Consider the following 16,990-nt stretch of genomic DNA (forward strand, 5'->3'; position numbering starts at 1 on the left):
TTTAAAACAAACTTTCTAATTGACCTTGTGTCTTATGACTATACCTACAATTACATTTCAAAACTCTGGTTATTTTTCCAAATTAATGGTTGATTACCTCAACCAAGCGGAGAAATTAAAACCATTGTATCAACATTTTCCCACTTTAGCTAATTTTAAACTGCAGATAGACGCCAAACAACAGCATTTTTCAACTGAAAAACGCCGTGTTTTACACGATGCGTTAGTTGAACAATATCAAGGCATTGATCTATCCGCTGCAACTAAACAAAATATAGCTTTATTGCGAGAGGAAAACACGTTTACCATTACAACAGGGCATCAATTAAACTTGTTCACAGGTCCGTTGTATTTTCTTTATAAAATTGTTTCTACCATCAATTTGACGGTAGAGTTGAAACAACAATACCCAGCTTACAACTTTGTTCCAGTCTTTTGGATGGCAACCGAAGATCACGATTTTGAAGAAATTAATCACTTCTATTTTCAGGATAAGAAGATTTGTTGGGATCAAGAAAGCAAAGGCCCTGTAGGTCGTTTGAGTACAGCAACTTTAGACAAGGTATACGAAGTATTTAAAGGGCAATTAAATGCTGGGGATAATGCTAAAAAACTTAAAATTTTATTTGAAGAGAGTTACCTCAAACACGACAATTTAGCTGATGCAACCCGTTATTTAGCCAATGCATTATTTGAATCTTATGGCTTAGTTATTGTCGATGGAGATCACGCTCAGCTGAAATCTCTTTTTGCACCTAGTATACAACAGGAATTGCTGCAACAGAATGCTATTCAAGAGGTAGAGAAAACCTATGCTATTCTTGAGGATTATTTTGTTCAAGTAACACCCCGAGACATTAACTTATTTTACATTCAGGACCAGTTACGCGAGCGTATCATTTGGGATCAAGATCGATTCAAGATTAACAATACAACGCTTTCTTTCTCCAAAGAAGAGATACTAGCAGAACTGAGTAATCACCCAGAGCGTTTCAGTCCTAACGTAATTTTGCGTCCTCTATACCAGGAAACTATTCTGCCGAATTTATGTTATATCGGTGGTGGTGGAGAACTAGCGTATTGGTTACAATTGAAACCAGTCTTTGATTTACATCAAGTTGATTTTCCTATGTTATTGTTGAGAAATTCAGTCCTACTTGCTACAGAAAAACAGGTCAAAAAACTAGATAAGTTACAACTTACCTGGTCTGATATTTTTGCTCCTGCAGAAGTGTTACTACAAAAGAAATCAGCCGAATTATCTGATGTTTCTTTTAACTTTGACGCACAACGTCAGGTATTACAACAACAATTTGATCAACTCAGAGCACTTGCCCAACAAACCGATGCTTCGTTTATTGGGGCAGTAAATGCACAAGAGAAAAAACAAATCAAAGGACTTGATCACTTGGAAAAACGCTTACAAAAAGCAGAAAAGAAAAAGAACAAAGAAGTACTTGATCGCATCTTGGCTATTCAACTGGAATTATTCCCTAAAAATAGTCTGCAAGAGCGTTATTATAACTTTGCACAGTTCTATCAAGAATCAGGAGATGATTTAATACAAAAACTAGTTGAACAACTCCGACCATTAGATCACGATTTTGATATTATAACCGTATAAAAAAAGTAGGGGCGAATGATTCGCCCCTACTTTTTTTCTTTGTCCTCTTCCTCTTTAAATAAAGAACCTACTCTTTTTTTGTGTATCCCATTCCGCGAGATGCTGGCCAAACGGATTTAAATCCATATTGTTCATATAAGCGATAAGCTTCTCCATCTGCAATCAGGTTAATATAGCAGGAAACAGGTAAATTTTCCTGAATGTATTCGTCCAATTTCTTCATAATTAGTTTACCCAATCCCTTTTTTTGATGGGCTGGTAAAACACAAATATCCACAACTTGACAATGACAGGCTCCATCGCCTATCAATCGCCCCATGCCAATTACTTCTTTGTCGTTAGTTTCATCTAAAATAGCAACACAACAAAGCGAATTACACAAGCCAATAGCGGCAGCTTCTTTTGTTTTAGGCGATAACCCCGATTGTACACGTAAATTACAATACGTTTCTACTTCTATTATTTGATATACGGCTTGATATTTCATCTTATTCTATGATTCCATTAAAGGATGTAAGTACCGTCTTTTTTTTAATTCAACAAATTCACCTACTCCTTTTTATTTGTTAATTTCTATTTGAGGCGTTTGTGCTTTGTGAGGTTTGTACTTTGTGAGGTTTGTGCTTTGTGAGATTTGTGCTTTGTGAGGTTTGTACTTTGTGAGATTTGTGCTTTGTGAGATTTGTGCTTTGTGAGATTTGTGCTTTGTGAGATTTGTGCTTTGTGAGATTTGTGCTTTGTGAAGTTTGTACTTTGTGAGGTTTGTACTTTGTGAGGTTTGTACTTTGTAAGGTTTGTACTTTGTAAGGTTTGTACTTTGTAAGGTTTGTACTTTGTAAGGTTTGTACTTTGTAAGGTTTGTACTTTGTGCAGTTTAAACAACTCATATAAGATTTATCATGTATGAAGGCGAATACCATTCGCCCCTACACTCTTTTCCCTTTCTCTTTTCCAATAAAAAAGGCAACCGAAAGGTTGCCTTTTTTATTAGCTCTGTGCTATATCTTCTAGATGTTCATCTTTCAACGTTAATTGAACCTTTTCTACCGAGTTTCGATACATATTGACTACTTCTCCAGTATAATGTTCTAAATCGATGATATCGCCTTCTTTTAACTCTTGATCAGGGCAAACTTCACTGATTAATCCCGCTAACGTATCATAATGTTCACTTTCTTCAAATTTGAAAGGCAACCAACGGTTGATATCAGAAATATTCGAGTGAGCATCCACCATGTATACACCTTCACCAGTAGAAACTACAATCGGTTCTTCATTGTCATACTCATCTTGAATTTCTCCTACTAATTCTTCTAAAATATCTTCCATCGTAACAATACCTGTAAACTCTCCAACCTCATTGGTTGCAATTGCCATTTGCAAGTGTTTTGCTTGAAACTGTTTCAATACATTTTTAATCAATGCATTTTCCGAAATATAAATAGGCTCACGCATTAAAGAAGCAAGAGATACATCCTCTTTTTCTTTGATCATGGCTTTCATCAAATCTTTGGTATAAATTACTCCTTTGATATCATCAAGGGAATCATCATATACTGGAAAACGAGAATACCCTTCTGTAATGGCATAGTCGATTGCTTCTTTTACGCTTGTATTGATTTCAATTGCTGAAACATTTTTACGCAGCGTTTGAATATTGTTTACACGTCTATCATCAAAATCGAAAACATTTTGAATCAATAGTCGTTCTGTTTCTTCAATTGCACCACCTGCTTGACTTTCGGTGATGATCATTTTCAACTCTTCTTCTGTGTGTATATCTGAACCGTGTACAGGTGTAATACCGAACATACGCAAAATACCATTTGCTAATCCATTCATCAACCAAATAATCGGTTTGAATACAAAATAGAATACGCGCAACGGTAAAGCGATAGAGAATGTTGTTTTTGTAGGGAAATGAATCGCGATTGATTTTGGTGCTAATTCACCAAATACAATGTGCAAAATCGTAATAATAGCGAAGGCTATTGGAAATGAAATACTCTTGGCAACTGAATACCATTCTGGTCCAGTCATACCGAATAAATCAAATACCTTCATGATAACGGGAGTCAATGAACTTTCTCCAACCCAACCTAATCCTAATGAAGCTAATGTAATTCCTAATTGAGTTGCTGCCAAATAGGCATCTAGGTTTGCAACTATATTTTTAGCAACACCAGCTACTTTAGAGTTTAATTCTTGATGTACTTCAATTTGTGAGGTTCTTACTTTTACAATTGCAAACTCTGCTGCAACGAAAAATCCATTTAGGAATACTAAGAATAACGTAAGCAATAACTTACCAATTGAAATTTCTTCGGGAACAATATTAACGCTAGCTAATATTGTGATGATCTGGGGGTATGTGTCCATTTTATAAATTCAAAAGGTCCGCGTTCAATTTTTTTAGGGACCTGGAAGCGAAGTTTTAGTTTCATCGCCTTTTCATATCAAAATTAATAATTTATTTGATATAATATCAAGGTTAACACTCGTTTTTTTCAAAACGGGTAATTAACTAGGTATCAAGAGGGTAAAACTTTTTATTTTATACCCTATTCTACTTATATCTTCTTATTTGTTCTTGTCTTTTACATTGATTTTGCATCAAAATGAAAAGGCAACATATTAAGGAGAGAAGGTGAATAACAAACGATTCCCTCTGCTCCCATAAAAAACATCTCAATAGGTTGAGCTTGTTTCACTTCATATTCTAATATACTCTGTCTACATGCACCACAAGGAGGGATGGGATGATCCGTTACTTTTAGGTCTGATGTTGCTGAAATTGCAAGCTTTAAGATTCTTTTACCTGGATGTAAAGCTCCTGCTTGAAAAATAGCGGTGCGTTCTGCACATAAACCCGATGGAAAAGCAGCATTCTCTTGATTCGATCCTAATACAATTGTTCCATCCTCTAACAGTAAAGCAGCTCCTACGCGGAATTGAGAATAAGGCGCATAGGCGTTTTTTCGAATGGCAATAGCCTGTTCCATCAATTCTTGATCTTGTTGTGCTAATTCGCGAATCGATTCATATTCAATGAAGGTCGTTACTACTTCTACTTTTTTCATAAGTCAAACGATTAGAGATAAAAAATCCAAACTCGTTTTTGGTAAAACGGTTTGGATTAGGGTACAAATATAATACTTTTCTTTTGTTATCCTTTAGGGTATGTTTTTCTTCCTAAATCAAATGTTAGGGAAAAACGAAGGGTATTTTCTAGTGGGTTGTTGATTTTTGAAGTAGAGAACAGATACGATAAATCGACTGTAATCATACTGTATTTAAACCCTGCCCCTAGTGTTGCATATTGTCTAGCTCCTTTATTTTTATTTTCATTGAAATAACCTGCGCGGAATGCAAATGTATTGTCATACCAATACTCTGCTCCCATTGCCCAAGCAATTTCTTTCATTTCTTCACTAAAACCGCCTGGTGCATCACCAAAAGATTTGAATACTCCTTTAAACCATCCTGTGTCGTTATACTTGCGCATCTCTTCTGGATCAGTTACATCTGCTGGAGGAGTTGGCACCATTAACTTATTAAACTCAGTGGTAATCGTTAAGGTATTATAATCATCTAAAATAAAGTCAAAACCAGCTCCTAATTTTAAATTTGCAGGTAAGAAATCTCCTGTTGGTTTATCGCTATAACTAATTTTAGGACCTAAATTTTGTAAATTAAAACCAAATCTCCAACGCCCATCAAAATCAGAAAAGGACATTCTATCCGATTGGTAGAATCCCGAAATATCAACAGCAAATGTACTTGCACTTGATGCATCACCATCTCCTGTATCAGGTAATTTCAGATTGGAATTGATGAAACGCCCAGTAACGGCCATACCAAATTTCTCACTTAATTTCAATGCATAAGATGCATCAATCGCAAATTCACTTGGTTTATACGTCGCTCCAATACTATTATAATCTTCTCTATAAGTTACTTCTCCCATTCCAAAATAACGGAACCCAACAGAAAATGCACTTCGCTCGTTGTATTTATTAAAATAGTTTACTTGAGCAAGAGACATTCCGCTAGATATCTTTGACATATACGGCGTATAACTCATCGCAAATCCTTGATCTTTTGTTGCGAAAGCGTATTTTGAAGCATTGTGTTGTTGTGAAAAAGCATCTGTTGTAGTCGCAACTCCTATATCTCCCATAGCTGCTGATCTTGCATCAGCTGCAATCGTTAAGAAAGGAACTCCTGTTGTTATAGGATGCATATCTGTCTGTGCATACAATGCAGATCCTCCTAGTATAGATATAACTAATGCTGTGAAATTTTTCATTCAGTTGTGTTTATAAAATTATACAAATATAATTGTTTCCTAAAGTATAACTAATTTTTCTATTTTTTCGACTTTTTTTCCCGTCTGTGATGAACGTACAGTCAAGCGGTAAATATAGACTCCTTTTCCGATTCGATCTCCGAAATCATCACGTCCATCCCATTGTATCTCACGACTCAAATTCCCTTCCGTTGTGATCTGTTGATTGATTGTTTTTACAATTCTTCCCGTAATCGTCATAATCTGCACTTGAACATCCAAAGGCTCTAGTGGTCTATTGTGTGTGAACCAGAACTCCGTATAATTGACAAACGGATTAGGGTAATTCAATACTTTTTCAATTTTTAAGGCTTCATCTTGTTTAACCAAAAACTGAATTTCGGTGGTAGACAAATTGTTGTACACATCCCATACTTTAAATTGAATCGTATGCATTCCTGGATCTAACTCTTTCAGCTGGTAAGTCACCTTTCCTTTTCTGAAATTATCCAACTCGGTTTCGTAATAATCGTTAAGTATCACACTTTTATCTTCCTTATCATCTACCACAATTACGATATCATGTCCTATTCCGCTAGCCGTATTAATCCCACTTTCATCTTCAACAAACGCAAGAAATACAGGATTATTGTCGGTTGCTCCTCCAGAGACAAAAGATTCATTATCCATATATAGTCTTGCTATAGGCGGAGTAATATCTTTTGGTGCATTTTCATTCAGCCCTCCAATGACTAAATCATCGTTATTTCCTGTATATTCAATCTCTTGATTCGAAGAATAAAAGCTCACTTTCCCTTTTCCTTCGTTGAGTCGAATATCTTTTGGCATGATAAAGTCAAAAGAAAAAGCCCCATTTTTTACACTGGCATTTCCTCTAAAGACTACCTCTCCTAAAGTTTGATAATCCATCACCCAAGGGATACCATTATTCATGACATTGTCATTCCCCAGTGTTTTCTTATCTAAATACTTATCGTAAATCTCAACAGCTAAACTTCCAGTGAAAGAATTAACAACATTATTTCCTTCATCTTGTACCTCTCCCTTCATCTTTACATAGTCTAACGCTTTTACAGGGTTATTTGTTGTTAGCTGAACATCCTCTTCATTCACTTGAGACAACACTACCTTTAAATGAGGCAATGCAATTTTCAACGCTGGGTCTCCAATAAATGAAACGACATTTTTATCTCTATTCGTATATGCATTTTTAGTATGTCTCAAAGCATCTGCCATAGAATAGGTCGCAGCATGTTCAAAAAACAAATCAGTAAAAGTTCGATTCAACAATCGTCCAATATCAATTCCGATTTCTCTCGTCGTTCCAATCAGAGCGATAGCCCCTCCTTTTGAATTATTAAATAATACTTCACCTCCACTTGTGTAATTCGGATCATCAAATCGACTAAACTCACACGTAATAATAGAAAAAACAGGATATTTATTTTCATTACTTAACTTTCGAGCATCTTCAATTGTGAAGACACGTTCTTGAGCTAATCCATCCTCACCACCATGTCCTAAATAATTAATGAACAAAGCTCCTTTTTCAATAGCATCTAAGAAGTCTAACCTCGCTTGCGGATAGCGATTTCCCCCTGCAGATGTTTCTTGTACATAAGCATCAAGGTAGATTTTCTTGGCATTAAAAAACGGGTTATGGGTTAAAATACGATTTACAATAGTATCCGTTTCAACTTGTAAAACGTAATCAGACGATTTATCAACGTCATCCGCCATAGCAACGAGGTTATTTTTCCAACGTCCGCGTGCTTGATCTCCGTTATACGCTATTATTTTTTGGACTGCCTGATTGGCTTCATCCAAATTCTTTGCCAGTATCCTTCCAACCGTAAGGTCAATTCCAAAAACTACATTATACATATCGCCTTCTCCTTCATCGAGCAAGCCATAGAAATCATCTGACATAAAGGTGGTGTACATCGAAAAGTTAGAATTGCTATTCTGTGCTTTTTTCGTTTTACTCATTCCATAATGTAAAGGCACGATATTCGCATTTTGTTCTATTCGCTGCTTATAATCATAAGACCCTGTACCGAATAAGTTAAGGTATTTCAACTCACTCCCTTTTTGTTGCATGCTCTCATAGACATAGCGAACAAAGTTTCGAATTGCTGCGCCATCTTGCTGTCCAGAAGAAAACTCGTTGTAAATCTGATCAACCGTCACAACCATCGGCTTTAAGTTACTATTTTGGCGATGAAATTGCGCTAATTGTTGTGCAGCTGAAGCAAAAGCTTCATTAGTAATAATAAGGTAATCAACCGTTCCTTGTGCTTGAACCGCTCCCTTGAGGTCTTGATTGCGCACACGACTATTATTGACCATTTTAGGCGAGTAATAATCTGTTGGAATTTCTACTTGAAAAACCTGATTAGTTCCACCATAAGCTTTGAAGCTATACTGACTTTGATTAGCTACAGGTAATGTCGTAATAGCGGAAACATCCGTAACATTCCAAATTCTATTCACCTGATTGGTATTTGTCAAGCTCCAACGAACCACACCTTCTATTGTTTTCACCTTATTATTAGAGAAGCGATATTGTTTTGTTCCTCCTATTAAGTTTCCGGTATAGAAAAACTCAATATAATCAAGGTATCCTTTAGAGTTTGGCACTCCCCCATTTTGATATGTAAGTGTTACCTCAACAGCAGGAGAACTTAAATACTCTTCTTTTTCCAAAAAGCTTTCATATCCTTTTGTCGTTGCACTACGAATAGGGAAAAAAGTAACCGCCCCAGCAAACCTATTATTAATAGCATACGTAAAAGATGTATTTCCATACGAACTCGAAGCGGTGTTTACACCAAATGTAACGGGTTCACTAGTTTTTAAATGCATTAACTCTAATGAAAAGCTTTGGTCATTGACAATTCCAAACTCCTCACCAAACCACTTTCTCCCAAGCTTACCTATATTAACAAGATCTTTCTCGTGAAAAACTTTCCCATCAAATTCAGTAATGGTTGCTGTTTCTCTTGCTGTAGGTTCTACAAAATTGCTAATTCTCAATCCTTGTTGTTGCCCATAAGTCAGAAAGTAAATCGCTTCGTCTACATATAGGTTTTGATACGTTAAACTCTCTTCATTCCATTGATCTACACCTGTTGCATAAAACAAAACATAATCATCAGCCTCCATTGTTCCTTTAGACTCCCCTTGTACATAAATACTGTTTTCTTGTAAATCGGTCGGATAATTCGCTTGATTCACTATAGGTAACATCGTTCCTCCTGTCCCATAAATCTGAATCGTACGAGGATCAACAGAGGAAGGAACTCCCAATTGGGTAAGAAAATTCTTATCTAATTTGTAAATTCCCGTTTTATTCACGCCAAATTTGAACCAATTTCCTTGTTTAAGTACAGTATTAGCGTTGAGATTTCGACCTCCATTGACCAAATTTTGTCTGATATTAGGCTGAGAAGATTGATTTTCGATGAGATACGAGATGCTTTTTACTCGCTTTAATCCACCATTTGTATAGACAATCGGAGAAAAATACACATAACTTTGAGAAATATGATTCACCATTGCCGATTTAATTTCTATCTTTAATTCTTCTTGATATAATTTTTTCTTGGCGTCTGATAGGAAATTCGCGTCTAAATCTTCGTAACTAACTTGAAGAATTCGTACATTATTTTTAAAACCTGATGGAATATTTGATTCCAAATTCGAGTAAATTAACTTTTTATTAACATTTTCAAATGTTAAATTTTTATCTATTTTGGCGACGTCAAAATCATCTGTAGATAACGCTTGTTCGACTAATTTATTGTCCCACTTCAACTCCAATCTTCTCGACTGAGAAAAAAGTGTAAAGCAAGTAAGAATCAGTAGTGTATTAATAATTATTTTCATATATATTTGCATGAGGAAGAATTATTCCTTAGCAAAAATAATTATTTTTTCCATATACAATACACGAATAAAAAAAGCGTTATTTAAGTGATGATAATTATTTTTGAACATAAAAATTAAGTTTTTTTTAAAATATTCATAGCAAGGATATTGCTAATTAATCGTTAATTCTTATATTGCGTCAAATTATTTACCCGTTTTTAACATGAAGATTAATAGACTTATGACTTTACAACTGCTTGCTGGCCTACTAGCTACAGTTGGTTTAACGAGTTGCAGTAACACAAATAATGGAGTTTCTTCTGCTACTGGTTGGAAAATAAATGATAAAAAAGGAGGCTTTCAGTACAACACGAATTTTGAACAGCAGAATCCTAAGGGTATGGTATCCATTGAAGGGGGTGCTTTTACAATGGGAAGAGTGCAAGACGACATTATGGCTGATTGGAACAATAATCCTAAACAACAGTATGTCCAATCTTTCTATTTAGATGAAGCTGAAACAACTAACATTGCTTATAACGAGTACTTATACTGGTTAAAGAGTGTTTTCCCTCCAACGAATCAAGTTTATGCAGAAATCTACAAGAGTGCTTTACCTGACACGACCGTATGGAGAAGTGGATCAGGTTTCAATGAAACACTAATTTCTAGTTATTTAAGACACCCTGCTTATGCGAACTACCCTGTAGTTGGAGTAACTTGGTTGCAAGCGAATGACTATGCGAAATGGAGAACAGACAGAGTGAACGAGTTAACGTTAGAGCGAGCTGGGTATCTGAAAAAAGATGCTAAGATTATGGAAGCTTACGCTGACGCTCACTTTAGCACTGAAACATATTTAGCGAATCCGGAGGCTGTTTACGGAGGTAATACAGATATCGTATATCGCGGTGTAAAAAACAAAGCAAAAGAAGGAGAGAAAAACCTTTATGCTACAATGAACTACGGTCTTTTCACGGCTGAGTACCGTCTACCTACTGAGGCAGAATGGGAATATGCTGCAATTGGAATGGCTGGAACGAGAGAATACAACAACTACCAAGGAAGAAAAACATATCCTTGGGAGAATCCTACAAAAAAATCAGGAAACAAACGCAACAATACATTGAAGTCTCAATATGCTAACTTCAAACAAGGTCGTGGAGATTATGGTGGAATCGCAGGTTGGGCAACAGATAATGCAGATATCACAAATGCTGTAAAATCTTATGCACCTAACGATTTCGGTCTATATGATATGGCTGGTAACGTAGCAGAATGGGTAGCAGATGTATACGATCCACAAATTGATCAAATCGATACAGATTTCAACTTTTTCAAAGGAAACATTTATTACAAAAATCAAATCGGACCTGACGGAAAACCACAAATCGTAACAGATCAAACCGTAAAATTCGATACTTTATCTAATGGACGTTTACGCTTGCGTAACTTACCTGGACAAGTTTCTCAAATTGCTTACGATGCAGACGTAAAACAAGCTACAGGAGAAGAAGATGTGGAGGCTTTAGCTGAAACTTCAGTTACAAATAAAAAAGGAGACAAAATCACAAATATTTACAACGATAAGAGTCGTGTAATCAAAGGTGGTTCTTGGAAAGATAGAGCATACTGGTTAGATCCAGCTACAAGAAGATTCTATCCAGAAGATCAAGCTACGGACTATATCGGATTCCGTTTAGCCATGACTAAAGTGGGTCAAAAACAAGTGATTCGCAAAACGAAAAACTAAAATAAGATAACCTATATTTCTTTTAAAAGTCCTAATTTTAATTAGGACTTTTTTTTTACTTTTGACTTATGAATATACAGGAATTATACAGCTGCTTCACAGAAGCTGACGGCATAGCAATTGACACGAGAAATATTACGCCCAATAGTCTTTTTTTCGCTTTAAAAGGCGATAATTTTGATGCAAATGAATTTGCACAAGAAGCTTTAGATAAAGGAGCGCGTTATGTAATCATGGATAATCCTAAACTCGTAACGGACCGAGATAAAATGTTTCTTGTACCCAATGCCTTACAAGCTTTACAGCAATTAGCAAACCATCACAGACAGCAATTGGGACTTCCTATTATTGCCTTAACAGGTAGTAACGGAAAAACAACAACCAAAGAGTTAATTAAAGCTGTTTTAAGTCGTAAATACAACGTAAAAGCAACACAAGGCAACTACAACAATCACATTGGTGTACCTTTAACTTTACTTCAATTTGACGATGAAACCGATATTGGAATCGTAGAAATGGGAGCCAATCACCTCAACGAAATTGCGCTTTTATGTACCATTGCACAACCTGATTATGGTTATATTACTAACTTTGGTAAAGCTCATTTAGAGGGATTTGGCGGTTTTGAAGGAGTAATCAAAGGAAAAAGTGAATTATACGACTATTTAGAAGATAATCACAAGATGGCTTTTGTCAATGCAGATGACCCTAGACAGGATGCAAAAACCATCACCTTCTCAAGGTATACGTTTGGATCAAAAGAAACAGAAGCTAACCTTGAGGTTGAAATCATTGAACACACAGAATTAGCAACAATACAACTAGGAGAAAAGCGCATAACCTCTCATCTTACTGGTCAATATAATGCTACTAATATGGCAGCTGCTGTAGCCATTGGTCAGTATTTTGGCGTGAGCTTAGAAGAAGCAAATCAAGCTATTCAAGCATATATCCCTACAAACAATCGATCTCAATGGATTAAACAAGAGCCATTTACCATTTTACTAGATGCGTATAATGCGAATCCTTCGAGTATGGAACTATCTGTAGCAAACTTTGATCAACTCCCATCCACTTCCCCAAAAATTTACATTTTAGGAGATATGTTTGAGTTGGGTACAGCAAGTGAAAAAGAACATAAAAACATCATCCAACAAGTGGAAGATACCACTTTTGAAAAAGCCTTTTTCATTGGAAAAGAATTCTCAAAAGTAAAAGATACGACTACTTCAACCGCGATAACTTTTTTTGAAACACTACCCGATTTCATGGCAGCATACGGAGATGTAGCACAAACATTGGCACATCATACAGTTTTAATCAAAGGATCAAGAGGAATGGCATTGGAAAAAATCATTTCATTTTTAAAATAACACAAAGGCTGAATGTAATTTTCAGCCTTTTTTGTTTTACCTTCATCTTCTCAAAACAACAAAAATGCAAGAAAAAGTTTACCCAAACGCAATACCAACGGTCGATATTGCTGTTTTACGATTAAATTCAGACCACACCTATTCCCTCTTATTAGGTAAAAAAGAACACGAACCCAAATGGCGATTTGTCGGAGGTTTCGTTGACGCAGACGATTCTAGCTATGAATCAGCCGCTGTAAGAGAGTTATTTGAAGAAACGAACCTCGTAGCCGCACCAGATGAAATTAAGTACGTAGGCTCAACTAAAATAGATGATCCGCGCTACCGCAATCACAAAGACAAAATCATCACCCATTTGTATCTGTTGGAAATTCCTGCAACAACAGCAGATATTCAACCCAAAGATGATATCAAAGCGCTACAATGGCTTCCCTTAGCTTCTTTTTCAAAAGAAGATATTATGGATGTACACCATCCAATCGTTACTTTATTTATGCAGTATATCGAAAAACGATAACACCCTACAAAAATAAGAAAAGGATAAGCTCACAAAGTTTATCCTTTTCTATTTAATACCATTCAACAATATTAATATTGCCCTACCATCCTTTTCTTGTACAGAAAAACTACACATTAAATTAATTTAACAAACCCTATCTTAATTCCACCAATTTTTAAATTATATTAATTATGAAAAAATTTCTTTTAGGATTCGCTTTGACGTTATCCATGGGAGCATTTGCTCAAAATCAAGAAGTACCTTGGATGGGAAAACTTATTAATGATTTTGTCCCTGAATGTTATCTCATTGCCGACTCAAATGATGACTATAATCACATCATACTTGGAGGCAGTATGGAATACGATTTCTGGGTAACAGATATGTTTTTTTTCAACAAAACAAATGCAGAAGTAGAAGAATGGATGCAAGACTATATTTGTACAAACCATAGATTTCCAAATTTTGCAGAGGTAAGTAAAGGAAGACCTGTTTTTAAGGTATATAAACCTATTTTGAATAATTAATGAGCTAAGCGTATTTTTTAAATACGCTTTTTTATTTTACAGCACAGACAAAAACTATGCTCATCCGTTTGAATTTCGTCAATCCTCTAATTTTTCCAAAATAAAAAAACGCAAATAACATGATGTTATTTGCGTTTACTTGTGACCGGAATGGGACTCGAACCCATACGTCTTGCGACACCACCCCCTCAAGATGGCGAGTCTACCAATTCCTCCACCCGGCCTTGTGTGTGATAAATATAATTCTTTTTTCATTTTCGGTACTGAAGAAACAAGAAAAGAATTAAAAAAAGCCATTCGATTAGGAATAGCTTTTGTGACCCGACTGGGGCTCGAACCCAGGACCCCAACATTAAAAGTGTTGTGCTCTACCAACTGAGCTATCGAGTCGTTACAATGTAACTTGTAAGTGCATTTTTATAAAAGTAATTGTGACCCGACTGGGGCTCGAACCCAGGACCCCAACATTAAAAGTGTTGTGCTCTACCAACTGAGCTATCGAGTCATTACAAGTATAAATTGTATGCTTTGTTTTTATAAAATATGTGACCCGACTGGGGCTCGAACCCAGGACCCCAACATTAAAAGTGTTGTGCTCTACCAACTGAGCTATCGAGTCATTGCAATCCAAAGAATTGCTTTGTATTTTATAAAAGTATGTTTTTTTTTGTGACCCGACTGGGGCTCGAACCCAGGACCCCAACATTAAAAGTGTTGTGCTCTACCAACTGAGCTATCGAGTCATTGCAATCTTAGAATCGTATTAGAATTTTTGTGACCCGACTGGGGCTCGAACCCAGGACCCCAACATTAAAAGTGTTGTGCTCTACCAACTGAGCTATCGAGTCTAATCAATTCCTGATTGCGGGTGCAAATATAGAACGTTTTTTTTTAAAAACATCATGTTTTTGTTTTATTTTTGTCTACAACATCCCCCTAAAACGGGGTATTTATGCATAACTCACTATTTTACAACCCCTTATTTTATGGAAAAAATAATTATTTTAGGTTATATGGGCGCAGGAAAATCTACAATTGCTCGACAATTAGCCCAAGAACTACAACTTTCTTACTATGACCTAGACCATGAAATTGAAAAACAGCAACAACAAAAGATAACAACAATTTTTGCAGAAAAAGGCGAAGTATACTTCAGAAAGATTGAACACCAAATCTTACATCAACTTTTAAACAAAAACGAAAGAGCAATACTAAGTTTAGGCGGAGGCACCCCTTGTTATGCAAACAATCATCTCATATTGCAACAAGACGGGATTCAATCTTTTTATTTAAAGGCATCCATACAGACCTTAACAGAACGCTTAGCAAAAGAAAAAGAGCATCGACCAATGTTGCAAACCAACACAGAAGATACTCTTGAAACTTTTATCGCTAAACATTTATTTGATCGCAGCTATTTCTATTATCAAGCTAAACACGTCATTGCTGTTGATGATAAACCCGTCAATCAAATTGTAGACGAGATTAAAACGATACTTAAAGATTAACTTAAGTACGCGTATTCATCTTCTTCCGTAAAAACCACTTGGATGTGCTCTAACAAAGAAGTAGACAGGGATAGTCCTTTATAATCCGCCTTAATAGGGTATGTCTTGTGGTTTCTGTCAATTAAAACTGCCGTCTTCATTTTCTTTATCGGTACGTTCAAAAAGTGTTTTACTCCATAAATCAACGTTGCTCCTGAATTTAATACATCATCAACTAAAACAATTGATTTACCTGTATATTCCTCTGGCGTTAAAGAGGTGCGAATTGGATTAATAGGATTAGCCTTATCAATCTGTACTTCACACAATTTCACTTTAATTGTAGCGATTTCCTCTACTACTTTGGCAATTTTTTGAGCAAAAATAAAACCACTATTCGCTACACCTGCAATTACAATTTCTTCTTCTTCAGAAAATGTTTCGTAAATCTGATACGCGATACGTTTGGTTTTAAATCCAATCTGCTCTTTATTTAAAATGATTTTTTGTGCCATATCTTTTTCTTTAATATAATAAACAATTCTCGATTTTGTCTAGGTTTAATGGAATTGAATGCTCGTTCCATAACCTCGATGGTAAAATAAGGTTCAAATAACGCTAAATACTCTTCTTTATTGCCACCATAAGGTGGTGTATCATGCTCAAATGTAGTATCAAATAGCAATCCTACTAATTTCCCTTCTGGTTGAAGTAACTCATACATTTTTTGAACGTAATCTTTTCTTTTTTCTATAGGAAGAGAACAAAAAAACGTTTGCTCTAGAATTAAGTCATACTTTCCTTGGTGCTGGAAAAAATCTGCTAGAACAACTACATCTTTAGTAATACTAGGTTCATTTTCGATTGTTTGCTCAAAGGCCATTGTTGTAAAATCTACACCAACACTTTTGTTAAATCCCTGCTTGTGTAAATAAACCAATTCATGCCCATGTCCAACTCCTGGAACCAATATGTGTATTGATTTATCTTCTAACTGATCAATATACTCTTTCAAAGGGGTAGTAATAGACTTGGCATTCCAAAAATCCTCTTTATTTTGATATCGATCTTCCCAATACGATTTATTCAACATCTTCATCATACTCTTCATGATCCAAATATCCATCGATATCTCTTCGATCTTTTTTCGTTGGTCGTCCCGTTCCTTTCGCTCGATAGTACTCTTTGGTTTGACGGAGTAAGTCTAAATGTTCAAAAGCCTCTGCCGGTGTCTCATCTTTGCGATAAATATCAACTAATTTAGCACCAACTCTACTTTGAGGTACATCTAATACCGTTAATTTATAGACTATTTGATCCCTTCTCAATGTGATTTTATCTGTAGGAAAAACTTCACGTGAAGGCTTTACTGTTTGTCCGTTTACTGTAATATGTCCCTTCTTACAAGCTTCAGTCGCTATATTTCTTGTTTTATAATACCGTACACACCACAAATACTTGTCAATACGCATAATTAAATATTAAAATTCTTCAATAAACAAGACAAAAATAAAGTAAAATTGTATCTTGCACTACTAAAATAACTCA

The 16,990-nt window shown here is 35.6% G+C and carries 14 protein-coding genes and 6 tRNA genes; 6 read left to right on the forward strand and 14 right to left on the reverse strand.

Annotated features, from left to right (window positions below; genetic code table 11):
- Positions 1-34 precede the first annotated feature (34 nt).
- Complete coding sequence (gene bshC / locus ACUTSE_RS14445) at positions 35-1,624, forward strand: bacillithiol biosynthesis cysteine-adding enzyme BshC (RefSeq protein ID WP_445640756.1); 1,590 nt, start codon at positions 35-37, stop codon at positions 1,622-1,624.
- A 67-nt stretch (positions 1,625-1,691) separates the two neighbouring features.
- Here bshC and ACUTSE_RS14450 read toward each other — a convergent pair whose 3' ends face one another.
- The 5 genes from ACUTSE_RS14450 to porU all read right to left on the reverse strand — a co-directional run bounded on the left by ACUTSE_RS14450 (position 1,692) and on the right by porU (position 9,821).
- Positions 1,692-2,111 (reverse strand): GNAT family N-acetyltransferase, encoded by a 420-nt coding sequence (locus tag ACUTSE_RS14450; RefSeq protein ID WP_445640757.1) that lies wholly within the window; start codon positions 2,109-2,111, stop codon positions 1,692-1,694.
- A 500-nt stretch (positions 2,112-2,611) separates the two neighbouring features.
- The gene (locus ACUTSE_RS14455) at positions 2,612-4,003 is read right to left on the reverse strand and encodes a hemolysin family protein (RefSeq protein WP_445640758.1); all 1,392 of its coding nucleotides are present in this window, start codon (positions 4,001-4,003) and stop codon (positions 2,612-2,614) included.
- 218 nt (positions 4,004-4,221) lie between these two features.
- Positions 4,222-4,704, reverse strand: a complete 483-nt coding sequence (locus tag ACUTSE_RS14460) for a cytidine deaminase (protein WP_002987283.1) — start codon at positions 4,702-4,704, stop codon at positions 4,222-4,224.
- 86 nt (positions 4,705-4,790) lie between these two features.
- Positions 4,791-5,933, reverse strand: a complete 1,143-nt coding sequence (gene porV, locus ACUTSE_RS14465; protein ID WP_445640759.1) for a type IX secretion system outer membrane channel protein PorV — start codon at positions 5,931-5,933, stop codon at positions 4,791-4,793.
- Positions 5,934-5,972: 39 nt separating this feature from the next.
- Complete coding sequence (gene porU, locus ACUTSE_RS14470) at positions 5,973-9,821, reverse strand: type IX secretion system sortase PorU (protein WP_445640760.1); 3,849 nt, start codon at positions 9,819-9,821, stop codon at positions 5,973-5,975.
- A 205-nt stretch (positions 9,822-10,026) separates the two neighbouring features.
- On the opposite strand from porU, the gene gldJ reads away from it, so the two are divergent.
- The 4 genes from gldJ to ACUTSE_RS14490 all read left to right on the forward strand — a co-directional run bounded on the left by gldJ (position 10,027) and on the right by ACUTSE_RS14490 (position 13,955).
- Positions 10,027-11,556: a gliding motility lipoprotein GldJ gene (gldJ, locus tag ACUTSE_RS14475; protein WP_445640761.1), complete on the forward strand. Its 1,530-nt coding sequence runs from the start codon at positions 10,027-10,029 to the stop codon at positions 11,554-11,556.
- 68 nt (positions 11,557-11,624) lie between these two features.
- Positions 11,625-12,929 (forward strand): UDP-N-acetylmuramoyl-tripeptide--D-alanyl-D-alanine ligase, encoded by a 1,305-nt coding sequence (locus ACUTSE_RS14480; RefSeq protein WP_445640762.1) that lies wholly within the window; start codon positions 11,625-11,627, stop codon positions 12,927-12,929.
- A gap of 64 nt (positions 12,930-12,993) precedes the next feature.
- Positions 12,994-13,446 carry an NUDIX domain-containing protein gene (locus ACUTSE_RS14485; protein ID WP_445640763.1) on the forward strand — a complete coding sequence of 151 codons (453 nt, stop codon included), beginning with the start codon at positions 12,994-12,996 and terminating at the stop codon, positions 13,444-13,446.
- A 173-nt stretch (positions 13,447-13,619) separates the two neighbouring features.
- Entirely contained in the window at positions 13,620-13,955 is a 336-nt protein-coding gene (locus ACUTSE_RS14490) for a hypothetical protein (protein ID WP_445640764.1), read from the forward strand.
- 142 nt (positions 13,956-14,097) lie between these two features.
- Here the strand turns inward: ACUTSE_RS14490 and ACUTSE_RS14495 are convergent.
- The 6 genes from ACUTSE_RS14495 to ACUTSE_RS14520 form a co-directional block, all read right to left on the reverse strand.
- Positions 14,098-14,179, reverse strand: a tRNA-Leu gene (locus ACUTSE_RS14495).
- 93 nt (positions 14,180-14,272) lie between these two features.
- Positions 14,273-14,345, reverse strand: a tRNA-Lys gene (locus tag ACUTSE_RS14500).
- Between the two features lie 42 nt (positions 14,346-14,387).
- Positions 14,388-14,460 (reverse strand) — tRNA-Lys (locus ACUTSE_RS14505).
- Between the two features lie 41 nt (positions 14,461-14,501).
- Positions 14,502-14,574: transfer RNA gene (locus tag ACUTSE_RS14510), tRNA-Lys, on the reverse strand.
- Between the two features lie 51 nt (positions 14,575-14,625).
- Positions 14,626-14,698 (reverse strand) — tRNA-Lys (locus ACUTSE_RS14515).
- A gap of 32 nt (positions 14,699-14,730) precedes the next feature.
- Positions 14,731-14,803: transfer RNA gene (locus tag ACUTSE_RS14520), tRNA-Lys, on the reverse strand.
- A gap of 138 nt (positions 14,804-14,941) precedes the next feature.
- Here ACUTSE_RS14520 and ACUTSE_RS14525 point away from each other — a divergent pair.
- On the forward strand, positions 14,942-15,463 hold the full coding sequence (locus ACUTSE_RS14525; protein WP_445640765.1) for a shikimate kinase: 522 nt from the start codon (positions 14,942-14,944) through the stop codon (positions 15,461-15,463).
- Here ACUTSE_RS14525 and ACUTSE_RS14530 read toward each other — a convergent pair.
- From ACUTSE_RS14530 to ACUTSE_RS14540, 3 genes are read right to left on the reverse strand one after another with little or no spacing between them, the layout of a single operon-like run.
- On the reverse strand, positions 15,460-15,957 hold the full coding sequence (locus ACUTSE_RS14530) for a phosphoribosyltransferase family protein (RefSeq protein WP_445640766.1): 498 nt from the start codon (positions 15,955-15,957) through the stop codon (positions 15,460-15,462). The genes ACUTSE_RS14525 and ACUTSE_RS14530 overlap by 4 nt on opposite strands.
- Positions 15,936-16,568, reverse strand: coding sequence for a methyltransferase domain-containing protein (locus tag ACUTSE_RS14535; RefSeq protein ID WP_445640767.1), 633 nt, complete (start codon positions 16,566-16,568; stop codon positions 15,936-15,938). The genes ACUTSE_RS14530 and ACUTSE_RS14535 overlap by 22 nt, the downstream gene beginning before the upstream one ends.
- Positions 16,525-16,914: an RNA-binding S4 domain-containing protein gene (locus ACUTSE_RS14540; RefSeq protein ID WP_002987301.1), complete on the reverse strand. Its 390-nt coding sequence runs from the start codon at positions 16,912-16,914 to the stop codon at positions 16,525-16,527. Before ACUTSE_RS14540 ends, ACUTSE_RS14535 begins: the two co-directional genes overlap by 44 nt.
- Positions 16,915-16,990 lie beyond the last annotated feature (76 nt).

Source organism: Myroides sp. TSA_177.3 (assembly GCF_052691955.1).